This window comes from Streptomyces soli, assembly GCF_003999195.1.
In the GTDB taxonomy this organism is placed as follows: Bacteria; Actinomycetota; Actinomycetes; order Streptomycetales; family Streptomycetaceae; genus Actinacidiphila; species Actinacidiphila soli.
The window spans coordinates 1-11,715 of record NZ_RJVR01000179.1 but is presented as its reverse complement, the minus strand read 5'-3'; the positions used below and the strand labels follow the sequence as shown (position 1 = coordinate 11,715).

Below are 11,715 nucleotides of genomic sequence, written 5' to 3'. Positions count from 1 at the left end.
CACCGGGCCACCGTACCGGCTCAGTCGAGCAGTACCACGTCCACCTCGGCGCCGTCCGCGACCTCGACCGAGTCCTCGGGGACGACGATCAGCGCGTTCGCGTGCGCCAGGGCCTTGACCAGGTGCGACCCGGCGCCGCCCACAGGGGTGACGCGCCCGTCCGCGTACCAGCCGCGCAGGAACTGCCGCTTGCCCTTGGGGGACGAGGTGACGCCGCCCTCGCAGACGGCGCGTACCGAGCAGCGGTGGACGGGCTCGACGCCCATGAGGGTGCGGATGGCGGGGCGTACGAAGAGCTCGAAGGAGACGTACGAGCTGACCGGATTGCCCGGGAGGGCCAGCAGGGGGACGCGGGCGGTACGGCTTTCGCCCTCGGTCTCGCGCTCGCCGCCGACGAAGCCGAAGCCCTGAGGCTTGCCGGGCTGCATGGCGAGCTTGCGGAAGTCGATCTGGTCGCCCAGCGCCTCCTTGACCACGTCGTACGCGCCCACGCTGACGCCGCCGCTGGTGACGAGGAGGTCGGCGCGGATGATCTGGTCCTCGATGGTGGTCCGGAGCGTCTCGGCATCGTCGACCACGGCGCCGACGCGGTAGGAGAGGGCGCCGGCGTCGCGGGCGGCGGCGGTGAGCATGAAGCTGTTGGAGTCGTGGATGGTGCCCGGGGCCAGCTCCTCACCGGGCGGGACCAGCTCGCTGCCGGTGGACATCACCACGACTCGGGGCCGGGGCCTGACCCGTACCGTCGCCCGGCCGACGGCGGCCAGCAGCGCGATCTGCGGCGGCCCGAGGACGGTGCCCGCCGCCAGCGCCAGCTCGCCGGCGGCGACATCGCTGCCCCGGGCTCGTACGTACTGCCCGGGGGCGGCCGGGCGGTGGACCCGGACCTCGGCGCCGACCGGCTCGGCGCTGGCGGCGCGCATGCCGATCGCCCGGGCCAGGGAACCCGTACCGCCGTCGGTCCACTCCACCGGGACCACGGCCTCGGCGCCGGGCGGCAGCGGGGCGCCGGTCATGATGCGGGCGGCCTCACCGGGGCCGACGGTGGGCAGCTCGCCGGCGCCGGCGGCGACGTCACCGATGACGGTGAGGACGGCCGGGTGCTCGTCGGTCGCGCCCTGGGTGTCGGTGGTGCGGACCGCGTAGCCGTCCATCGAGCTGTTCTCGAAGGGCGGCAGCGCGACCGGGACGGTGACGTCCTCGACGAGGACGCACCCTTGCGCATCGAGGAGTTGCAGCTCGATCGGCTCCAGCGGCCGGAGCTGCCGCAGGATGTTGTCGAGGTGTTCGGAAACCGACCAGACGCGGTCAGCCGTGCCACGCGCCGTACTGCTCAAGCTTGCATCTCCTCGTTGACATACTGGCGAAGCCAGGACCGGAAGTCCGGTCCCAGGTCATCACGTTCGCATGCCAGTCGGACAATCGCACGCAGATAGTCGCCCCGATCTCCGGTGTCATAGCGGCGGCCGTGGAAGACCACCCCGTGCACCGGCCCGTCCGGGCCGCCTTCCTGGGCGAGTTCGCGCAGCGCGTCGGTGAGCTGGATCTCGCCGCCGCGGCCGGGCTTGGTCTTGTTGAGGACGCCGAAGATCGCCGGGTCGAGTACGTAGCGGCCGATCACGGCGTACGAGGACGGGGCCTCGGCCGCGGCCGGCTTCTCGACCAGGTCCGTGATGCGGACCACGTCCTGGTCGGTGGTCGGGAGTATGGCGGCGGAGCCGTAGAGGTGGATCTGGCTCGGGTCGACCTCCATGAGGGCGATCACGCTGCCGCCGTGCTCCTCCTGGACCTCGATCATGCGGGAGAGCAGGGGGTCGCGCGGGTCGATCAGGTCGTCGCCGAGCAGGACCGCGAAGGGCTGGTCGCCCACGTGCGGCTCGGCGCACAGGACGGCGTGGCCGAGGCCGCGCGGGTCGCCCTGGCGGACGTAGTGCATGGTCGCGAGGTCGCTGGACTCCTGGACCTTGGCGAGGCGGGATTCGTCACCCTTGTGGGTGAGGGCCTGCTCAAGCTCGTAATTGCGGTCGAAGTGGTCCTCGAGCGGCCGCTTGTTCCGGCCGGTGATCATGAGGACGTCGGAGAGACCGGCCGAGACCGCTTCCTCGACGACGTACTGGATGGCGGGCTTGTCGACGACCGGGAGCATCTCCTTGGGCGTCGCCTTGGTGGCGGGCAGGAAGCGGGTGCCGAGGCCCGCGGCGGGGATGACAGCCTTGCTGATCCGAGTACGCGCGTGAGTCATGCTCTGCACCATAACCCGTGCGTATGAGGTGAAGATGAAGTTCCGGTTGTTTGATGTGGATAGGCGGGGATTGTGTGCCAAATGGGTGAGGACAACAATAACAAGTCCGTGTTGCGAGCTGATCTCCTCCGGGTGAGAGCCGCGTTGACGGCCGAGCAACAGGCGGTGGCCGAGCGGGCGATCGCGGAACGCGCGCTTGAACTGGAGGAATTGGCCGGGGCACGGACGGTGGCCGGGTACGTCTCGATCGGGAGCGAGCCGGGCACGCGGGCGTTGCTGGAGGTGCTCCGGGGGCGCGGAGAGCATGTGTTGCTACCGGTGCTCCTGGGGGACAACGATCTGGACTGGGCGGTTTACGGCGGCCCTGAGGGGCTGGAGCGGTCGGCGCGCGGCCTGTATCAGCCTGCCGGGCCGCGGCTGGGGGTGGACGCGGTCACGGAGGCGGACGTGGTGCTGCTTCCGGGGCTCGCGGTGGACGGTCGCGGGATGCGGCTGGGGCGGGGCGGGGGGTCGTACGACCGCGTGCTGGGCCGCTTGGAGGCGGCGGGGGCGGGGGCGGCGTTGATGATGCTGCTGTATGGGCACGAGGTGCTGGGGCGGGTACCGGCGGAGGCGCACGACCGTCCTGTCGACGCGGTGGTCACGCCGGAGGGCGTGACGCGCTTTCCGCGCGGGGGTGGCTCAGGTTGAGTGGCGGCTAACCGCCGGTGGCCGGGTTGTGCCAGCCCGTTCCTCCCCCAGCCTTCGGCCGGTGGGGGTGCCCCCGGCGAAGCCAGGGGGAGGACCCCCACCCAGCCGCCAGGCTGGGGGAGGACCCCCAGCGGAACGTTCTCCCACAACCCGGCGGAGCCTACGGCGTCAGCGCCAGCGTGTCCGACGTCGACGCTTCGACCTGTTTCTCGGAGAAGACCCATGGCAGGAGCTCGCCTCTTGCCCATTTGGTGGTCTGGTCGGAGTAGTGGGCGTTGTAGGCGTGGCCGGAGGCGCCGGTGAGGTTGATCCAGCGGGATTTGTCGAAGTCGGCGAGGGAGACGACCATCCGCATCGAGGGCACCCAGATGACATCGTAGCCGCCGGCGGCGTTCCAGCCGGTGGCGTTGACGGCCGCTTCGCCGCCGCTGAGGTTCCAGGGGCCGCGGTTGAGGAGCCACTTGACGATGCTGGGGCCGGAGGTGCCGAGCGTCTGGTTGGTGAGGTTCAGCTGGTGGAGGCGGCCCCAACTCCAGGTGTCGATGTCCTTGCCGAGCTTGGCGGTGAGCTCGTAGCGGGCGTCCTTCATGGCCTGGGCGAGGAGTTCATCGCGCGTGGTGCGGTGCTTGTCGCTGTTCTTGTCGTAGAAGGCCGTGGGGGACGAGATCCACCACTCGTTGGTCTTGTCGTTCAGGATCGAGCGGACCACCTCGAACCAGCGGTCGCCGCCGTCGGGCTGGGCCTGGTCGGGGGCGCGCTCGCCGCATTCACGTACGAGCTTGGCCTTGCCGTTGAGGTCGTCGACCGGGCCGGATTGGTCGGTGGCCGGGACGGTGAGGCACTGGCCTACGGGGCGTAGCTCCTTGGGGAGTTTGTTGCCGAAGGCGAGCTTGAGGACGTTGCGCCAGACCGCGTTGAAGTAGGCCGCGGCGGCGGAGTCGGAGTTCTGGTTGTAGTCCCAGGTCTCCAGGAGCTTCTGGGCCTGACGGACATAGTCGTTCTTGTCGTTCTTGATGGTGATCTTGGTCAGGATCGGCACGAGCAGCTTGGCGATCTCGCTGCTGCTGTCGTTCTGCATCTCCTGCATGTCGTCCATGGAGATGAGCCCACCGTCCTTGATCTTGGACTTGATGAGGTCGTTGATCCGCTGGCTGCGCGTGCCGTAACCCCAGTCCGCGGTGATCAGGTGGTGGTACTTCTGGTCGACGACGGCCTGGTTGGCGGTGACGATGTAGCCGCTCGGGGGGTCGTACTCACTCGGCATCTCGTTGTACGGGATGTAGCCCGTCCAGTTGTAGCTGGAGTCCCAGCCAGGGGCGGGGTAGCGGCCGTCGCCCTGGCCGCGGATGGGGACCTGGCCGGGGGCCTGGTAGCCGATGTGGCCCTTGGAGTCGGCGTAGATGAGGTTCTGGGACGGGACGGCGAAGTCCTTGGCCGCGGTGCGGAACTGGGTCCAGTCGGTGGACTTGTCGATCTCGAAGATCGCGTCCATGGTCTTGGAGGGGGTGAGCGCGGTCCACTTGAGCGAGACGGCGTAGCCGTTGCCGCGGTCTGGGGCTGAGCTGCCGACCGGGGCCTCTTCACCGACCTTGAGCAGCTCGGAGTCGCGGTCGGAGATCACGGGGCCGTTGTTGGTGCTTCGTACGGTGATGGTGTGGCTGGCGCCGCCGGCGACCTTGATGGTCTCCTTGCGGGTGGTGAACTTCTTCTGCTTGCCGTCGTAGAGGTATGTGTCGCTGGTGACCTTCTCCAGGTAGAGGTCGGTCACGTCGGCGCCCATGTTGGTCATGCCCCAGGCGATGTCCTGGTTGTGACCGATGACGACGCCGGGCATGCCGGAGAAGGTGTAGCCGGCGACGTCGAAGGGGCAGGCGGTGCTGACGGTTTTGCAGTGCAGGCCCATCTGGTACCAGAGCGACGGCATCTGAGGGGCCAGGTGCGGGTCGTTGGCGAGCATGGGTTTGCCGGTGGTGGTGTATTTGCCGGAGACGACCCAGGAGTTGGAGCCTATGCCGTTGCCGGACGGGCCGAGCAGGGACGGGATCTCGTCGAGGGTGTTGGAGAGCGCGGAGAGCTGCGACTGGACGTTCGAGGCGGCGGTGGAGGCGGACGTCGTGGTCGCGGTCGTGCCGGTGCCCGTCGTCCCGGTGGTGCCCGTCGTCCCGGTGGTGCCCGTGGAGCCGGTGCCGGTGGTGCTTCCGGTGGTGCCCGTGCCGCTCGTACCCGTGGTCGTGGTGCTGTCGACGATCGGGGCGTTCCGGCTGTACGGGTAGGCCGGGTACAGGTCGGAGATCTGCTTGGAGCTCAGGCGGCTGGTGAGCAGCGAACGGTCGATCTCGTCCTGCATGTTGCCGCGCAGGTCCCAGGCCATGGCCTTGAGCCAGGCGATCGAGTCGACGGGGGTCCACTTCTCGGGCTTGTAGTCGTTCTGGAAATTCAGCGCGGCGTACTCGACCGACAGCGAGGATCCGCTGTGGTTCGCCAAGTAGGCGTTGACGCCGTCGGAGTAGGCCTGGAGGTACTGCTTGGTCTTGGCCGAGAGCTGGTGGTCGTACTCCTCCTGCGCGACCTGGCGCCAGCCGAGCGTGCGCAGGAAGGCGTCGGTCTCGACCTGGCCGCTGCCGAACATCTCCGACAGCCGGCCCGAGGTCATGTGCCGGCGCACATCCATCTCGTAGAAGCGGTCCTGCGCCTGGACGAACCCCTGGGCACGGAACAGGTCCTCGGCGGTGTCGGCGTAGATCTGCGGGACGCCGCTACTGTCGCGCTTGACCTGGACGGGGCTGGAGAGGCCGGCGAGCTTCAACGTACCGGTGGTCTGCGGGAAGGACGCGCGGACGGTGTCGACGCTCCAGTACGACCCGTAGCCGATGCCCGCCACGAGCAGGATCACGAGCCCCATCACAAGGAGGCGCGTGCGGCGGGATTTCTTCTTGGCGGGCATCGATGTCCTTCGAGGGGCAGGGTGGACCGATTGCTGGGTCACACCATAGGCGTAGCGCCTGGGTGTCCCCTACGCGGAGTCACCGAGATCGCCCAAGTCTCAAGTGCAGGTAAAATATTAGGTAAGGCAACGAACTTCCAGCCGAACTTCGTGCCCCTCCCCTGTCCCGGCCCAGTGGAAGGACCATCTCCTGTCTGTCGACCGGCTCAACGAACTCCTGCTGGTGTGCGCGGCGGTACTGCTCATCGCGGTGGTCGCGGTGCGTCTTTCGTCGCGCAGCGGGTTGCCCAGTCTGCTCATCTACCTGGGCATCGGCGTCGCCATAGGGCAGGACGGGCTAGGGGTGCGCTTCGACAACGCCGAGCTGACCCAAGTGCTGGGATATGCGGCACTCGTGGTGATCCTGGGGGAGGGCGGTCTCGGCACGCACTGGCGGGAGATCAGGCCGGCGGTGCCGGCGGCGGCCGTTCTGGCGACGGTCGGCGTCGCGGTCAGCGTGGGCATCACAGCGGCTGCGGCGCACTATCTGGTGGACCTGGACTGGCGGCAGTCGCTCATCATCGGCGCGGTGGTGTCGTCCACGGACGCGGCGGCGGTCTTCTCGGTGCTGCGGCGGGTGCCGCTGCCTTCCCGGCTGACGGGTCTGCTGGAGGCGGAGTCGGGCTTCAATGACGCGCCGGTCGTCATTCTCGTCCTCGCCTTCTCCACCACCGGACACATCGACCACTGGTACGTCCTGCTCGGCGAGATCGTGCTGGAGTTGGCGATCGGCGCGGCGATCGGGCTGGCGCTCGGCTTCCTGGGCGCGTACGCGATGCGGCATCTGGCGCTGCCGGCCTCCGGTCTGTACCCGATCGCGGTCATGGCGATCACGGTGCTGGCATACGCGGGCGGGGCGCTGGCGCACGGCTCGGGCTTCCTGGCGGTGTACGTGGCCTCGCTGGTGCTGGGCAATGCCAAGCTGCCGCACGGGCCGGCGACGCGGGGCTTCGCGGAGGGTCTGGCGTGGATAGCCCAGATCGGCCTGTTCGTGCTGCTGGGGCTGCTGGTGACCCCGCATGAGCTGGGCGACGACCTCTGGCCGGCGGTGGTGGTCGGCCTGGTGCTGACGGCGTTGGCGCGGCCGGTGTCGGTGCTGCTGAGCCTGGCGCCCTTCCGTACGCCGTGGCGGGAGCAGGCGCTGGTGTCATGGGCGGGGCTGCGCGGGGCGGTGCCGATCGTGCTGGCGACGATCCCGATGGTGTCGGGAGTGGCGGAGAGCCGCCGGATCTTCAACATCGTCTTCCTGCTGGTGATCGTATACACCCTGGTTCAGGGTCCTACGCTGCCGTGGCTGGCGCGGCGGCTGCGGCTCGGCGACGCTGAGGCGGCTTCCGACCTGGGCATCGAGTCGGCCCCGCTGGAACGGCTGCGGGGGCATCTGCTGTCGGTCCAGATCCCCGAGGCCTCACGGATGCACGGCGTGGAGGTCAGCGAGCTGCGGCTGCCCGCCGGGGCCGGTGTGACGCTGGTCGTACGCGACGGGAAGAGCTTTGTGCCGCTGCCCACGACGGTGCTGCGCCGGGGGGACGAACTGCTCGTGGTGGCGACCGACCCGGTCCGCGACGAGACGGAGGCGCGACTGCGGGCGATCGGACGTGGCGGGAAACTCGCCACATGGCTGGGGACCGACGGCCGTGAGGACAGCGGAACACGCTAGGGTAGGTGGCTGTTGAAACGTGATGGAAACACCAACTCTGTCTGATGAAGAGCTGGCGCAACACCGCTTGGCGGCCGGGTAGCGACCCGGTATCTACCCCGGTACGGCGCGAGAGGACAGCTCTCGGCGCAGCCCCTGAAGTGCCGGGGCCCGCTACCAGGCGGCGGAAAGGCCCGGCCGTGGCATCCACGGTCACTCGTTCGCCCCGAGAGGGGTCCAAGCCCGGATACGGGCAACTGCTGCGCACGCCCGGCGCGTGGGGCTTCCTGCTGCCCGGCTTCGCGGCCCGGCAGCCCTTCGCGATGCTGACCATCGGCATCGTGCTGCTCGTCGAGCACACGACGGGCTCCTTCGGCATGGCGGGCGCGGTCGCCGCTGCAACGGGCGTCGCCATGGCGTTGTTCGCGCCGCAGAGCGGCAAGCTCGCCGACCGCTACGGGCAGGGCGCGGTGCTGGTGCCGGGTGTGCTGGTGCACGCGGCGTCGGTGGCGCTGCTGGCCGTGCTGGCGCTGGCGCACGCCCCGCTGTGGGCGCTGTTCGTGGCCGCGGTGCCGGCGGGTGCCTCAGTGCCGCAGGTCGGGCCGATGGTGCGGGCCCGGTGGGCGGCGACGCTGGACTCCGGATCACCGCTGATGCAGACCGCGGCGGCCTTCGAGTCGGTGACGGACGAGTTCACCTTCGTCATCGGCCCGGTGCTGGCCACCGCGCTGTGCGCCGGGGTGCACCCGGCGGCCGGTCTGGTCGCCGAGGCCTCGCTGACGCTGGCCGGCGGGCTGCTGTTCGCGGCTCAGCGCCGCACCCAGCCCGTACCGAACCGCGTCGCCGAGGAAGCCGGGGCCGACGGGGCCGCCCGCGAGAAGCGTGCCTCGGCGCTGACCGTCCCGGGTGTGCGGGTGCTGGCCGCGGCCTTCCTCGGCATCGGCGCGGTCTTCGGCGGCATGCAGGTCTCGCTGACCGCCTTCGCACATGAGGCCGGGCAACCGGGGATCAGCGGCGTGCTCTACGGGATCTTCGCGGCCGGCAACATGCTCGCCGGCATCGTCTGCGGTGCCATCGCCTGGAAGACCGGTCCCCGCCGCCGCCTGCTCGTCGGCTACGCCGCCCTGACTCTGGCCGCCTCGGCCCTGTGGGCCGTCCACTCGGTGCCGTTGATGGGCGCCGCCGGGCTGCTGGTCGGCCTGTGTATCGCTCCGGCGCTGATCACCGGCTTCACCCTGGTCGAGGGCCTGGTCCCGGCGACCGCCCGCACCGAGGCCTTCACCTGGCTCACCGGCTCGGTCGCCCTGGGGCAGGCCGCGGCGGTCACCGTCGCCGGTCAGCTGGCCGACGGTTTCGGTGCCAGTGCCGGGTTCGTGGTGCCCCTGGCGGGCACAGCCCTGGCCCTGGCCACGGTGGTCGCGCTGCGCGGCCGGCTCGCCCGGCGGCCCGCCGGCCGGGTCGTGGCCCGTGGGATCGGTCACCAAGTTCCGGCCACAGTGGACTGACGACGCGGAATGCTGCACTATTGACCGTCGTTAGCACTCACTGAGTGAGAGTGCCAGGAGGAGCAAGTGCCGACCTACCAGTACCAGTGCACCGATTGTGGCGAGGGCCTCGAGGTGGTGCAGAAGTTCACCGACGACGCGCTCACCGAGTGCCCGGCGTGCGACGGACGCCTGCGCAAGGTCTTCTCAGCGGTCGGCGTCGTCTTCAAGGGCTCCGGCTTCTACCGGACCGACAGCCGCAGCTCGTCGTCCGGCACCACCCCGGCGGCGAAGCCCGCCACTGCTGGCAGCAGCGACTCGAAGCCGTCGAGCACGCCGAGCAGCACCAGCTCCTCCAGCGCCGGGACCGGCTCGTCGACCGGCAGCTCGGCCGCCTGAGCCCCGTCACAGCCTGATTCTTCGTTCGGGCCCCGCCGATTCGTCCGGCGGGGCCCGAACGCGTGTCGTGACGGAAATCACAGTCGATGCTCCCTGGGTTGGTGGGGTGCGTGGGTCGGTTCGGTCGGTTCGGTCGGTTCGGTCGGTTCGGTCGGGTCAACGCGGGCGTCCAACCGCGTCAGGACGCAGACTGGAAGCATGCTGAGCGGGTGGGTCGTGGACCGGCCGGGGCGGATGGTGACGGAGCCCCTGGTAAAGGTGCGCCGCCCGGTGCCGGTGCCGGGGCCGGGTGAGTTGCTGCTGCGGGTCGAGGCGTGCGGGGTCTGCCGGACGGATCTGCACCTCGCCGAGGGCGACCTGCCGCCCCGGCGGCCCGAGACCGTACCCGGCCACGAGGTGGTCGGCCGGGTGATCGGCACCGGGCCCGGGGTCACCCGTTTCCGGGAGGGCGACCGGGCCGGGGTGGCCTGGCTGCGCGGCACCTGCGGGATCTGCCGCTACTGCACGGCCGGCCACGAGAACCTCTGCCCCGAATCCGTCTACACCGGCTGGGACGCCGACGGCGGCTTCGCCGACTACACGCTCGCACCCGAGGAGTACGCGTACGAGCTGCCGGATGGCCCGGACCCGGCCCAGCTGGCGCCGCTGCTCTGCGCGGGGATCATCGGCTACCGCGCACTGCGCCGCAGCGACCTGCCGCCTGGCGGGCGGCTCGGCATCTACGGCTTCGGGGCGTCGGCGCACCTGGCCGCGCAGGTCGCGATTGCCGAGGGTGCCACCGTCCATGTGCTGACCCGGTCGGAGCCGGCCCGGGTGCTCGCCCTGTCGCTGGGCGCGGCCTCGGCACGCGACGCGCGCGACGCGCCTCCGGAGCCGCTGGACTCGGCGATCCTCTTCGCGCCGGTGGGCGACCTGGTGCCCGTGGCGCTGGAGGCCCTGGACCGCGGCGGGACACTCGCGGTCGCCGGGATCCACCTCACCGACATCCCCGTGCTGAACTACCAGCGCCACCTCTTCCAGGAGCGTCAGCTGCGCAGCGTCACCTCCAACACCCGGCAGGACGGGCGGGAGTTCCTCGCACTGGCCGCCCGGATCGGGATCCGGGCCGTCGTCACCCCCTACTCGCTGAACCGGGCCGACCAGGCGCTCACCGATCTGGCCGAGGGCCGGGTCAACGGGGCGGCCGTGCTCATTGCTGACTCTCGCGTATGAGGCAGCCACTGACCCGGTCGGGGATGATGCGTATCCACAAGTCCCGCTTTCCCGCAGCTTCCTCCTCGGACGGTGTGACGCGCTCGGCCTTGCCGACGGCGAACACGCTCCACCCGGCGGCGATCGCCTCGTCGACCTGGTCGATCTCGAAGGCCACCTCGCTGCCCACGGCGGCGGCCGGGGCCTCGCCTGACTCGGTCCGATAGACGATCGCGCCGGCGATGACCGCGTAGTTGACCGGCAGGACCGCGGGGCCGTCGTCCGTGGCCAACGCGAGCCGTCCGACGCCGTGTTCGGCCAGGCGGTTCCAGCAGTCGGCCGGGTCCATCTCCTGCAGGACGGTCTGAGGGGGCGGCGCGAGGGCCTCCGCCGGATGCTCGGGGCCGACGCCGAGCAGCTGCCTCCCGGTCGTGCGGAGCGCGGCGGCGAGCCGCAGCAGCGCGCTCGACCCGATGGTGTCCGACTGCTCCTCCACGTACTGCACATAGCTCGGTGCCATGCCGGCCCGTGCCGCCACCTCCTCCAGCGTCAGTCCCAGCTGTTCGCGCCGCAGCGCCACCCGACGGCCGACGTCCCCAGGCTGGTGCGCCGTCCTGTGAGGCACGGTCTTGTGGGGCACGGTCATCACCTCCGCCTCCGCGTATCGAACGAATGTCTGTTACCAGCAGAGCACCCGAGCGGCGGCTTGACCAGAGTCGCCCCATAATGTCTATCGAACGGGTGACCGACTTATCCACAACCAGCGAGTTATCCACAGGCGGTGGGCGGCTCGCTGCGGGATGTCCGGGCCGTGGGGCATGGTGGAGATCAGTCAGCCGAGCGGCAGGGACAGGGGGTGGTCGCGTTGCCTGAGAGCAGCGTGGGTCGAGTGGGTGTGGCGGGGACTCTCCCCCAGCCTGGTGGCTGGGCGGTGCCCCCACCGCCGTGTGGGGTGCCGGTCTTCGGGCCCATCCGGGCGGGCGGCGGGCGGCACCGATTCCGCCGGGCGGTCCGGACCCGGCGCAGGGCGCTGGCGGCGGGCCTGGCGGTCACCGCGGCGGCCCTCGCGGCCTCCGCGCCGCGTGGGGAC

Annotated in this window: 9 protein-coding genes; 5 read left to right on the top strand and 4 right to left on the bottom strand. The window is 70.4% G+C overall.

What is annotated here, in order from left to right; all coding sequences use genetic code 11:
* Positions 1-20 precede the first annotated feature (20 nt).
* Together glp and galU are read right to left on the bottom strand one after the other, a co-directional pair.
* Complete coding sequence (gene glp / locus EFK10_RS15665; RefSeq protein WP_127356308.1) at positions 21-1,334, bottom strand: molybdotransferase-like divisome protein Glp; 1,314 nt, start codon at positions 1,332-1,334, stop codon at positions 21-23.
* Positions 1,331-2,239 (bottom strand): UTP--glucose-1-phosphate uridylyltransferase GalU, encoded by a 909-nt coding sequence (gene galU / locus EFK10_RS15660; RefSeq protein ID WP_127356307.1) that lies wholly within the window; start codon positions 2,237-2,239, stop codon positions 1,331-1,333. Before galU ends, glp begins: the two co-directional genes overlap by 4 nt.
* Positions 2,240-2,320: 81 nt before the next feature.
* On the opposite strand from galU, the gene EFK10_RS15655 reads away from it, so the two are divergent.
* Positions 2,321-2,929 (top strand): 5-formyltetrahydrofolate cyclo-ligase, encoded by a 609-nt coding sequence (locus EFK10_RS15655; RefSeq protein ID WP_127356306.1) that lies wholly within the window; start codon positions 2,321-2,323, stop codon positions 2,927-2,929.
* A gap of 160 nt (positions 2,930-3,089) precedes the next feature.
* On the opposite strand, the gene EFK10_RS15650 is transcribed toward EFK10_RS15655, so the two are convergent.
* Positions 3,090-5,873 (bottom strand): penicillin acylase family protein, encoded by a 2,784-nt coding sequence (locus tag EFK10_RS15650; RefSeq protein ID WP_127356305.1) that lies wholly within the window; start codon positions 5,871-5,873, stop codon positions 3,090-3,092.
* A 190-nt stretch (positions 5,874-6,063) separates the two neighbouring features.
* Here EFK10_RS15650 and EFK10_RS15645 point away from each other — a divergent pair, with 190 nt between their 5' ends.
* The 4 genes from EFK10_RS15645 (at position 6,064) to EFK10_RS15630 (ending at position 10,646) form a co-directional block, all read left to right on the top strand.
* Positions 6,064-7,572, top strand: a complete 1,509-nt coding sequence (locus EFK10_RS15645; protein WP_127356304.1) for a potassium/proton antiporter — start codon at positions 6,064-6,066, stop codon at positions 7,570-7,572.
* A 179-nt stretch (positions 7,573-7,751) separates the two neighbouring features.
* The gene (locus tag EFK10_RS15640; RefSeq protein ID WP_240677240.1) at positions 7,752-9,056 is read left to right on the top strand and encodes an MFS transporter; all 1,305 of its coding nucleotides are present in this window, start codon (positions 7,752-7,754) and stop codon (positions 9,054-9,056) included.
* Positions 9,057-9,122: 66 nt separating this feature from the next.
* Positions 9,123-9,434, top strand: a complete 312-nt coding sequence (locus EFK10_RS15635; RefSeq protein WP_127356302.1) for an FmdB family zinc ribbon protein — start codon at positions 9,123-9,125, stop codon at positions 9,432-9,434.
* A gap of 198 nt (positions 9,435-9,632) precedes the next feature.
* On the top strand, positions 9,633-10,646 hold the full coding sequence (locus EFK10_RS15630; protein WP_127356301.1) for a zinc-dependent alcohol dehydrogenase family protein: 1,014 nt from the start codon (positions 9,633-9,635) through the stop codon (positions 10,644-10,646).
* On the opposite strand, the gene EFK10_RS15625 is transcribed toward EFK10_RS15630, so the two are convergent.
* Complete coding sequence (locus tag EFK10_RS15625; RefSeq protein WP_127356300.1) at positions 10,624-11,271, bottom strand: helix-turn-helix domain-containing protein; 648 nt, start codon at positions 11,269-11,271, stop codon at positions 10,624-10,626. The genes EFK10_RS15630 and EFK10_RS15625 overlap by 23 nt on opposite strands.
* Positions 11,272-11,715 lie beyond the last annotated feature (444 nt).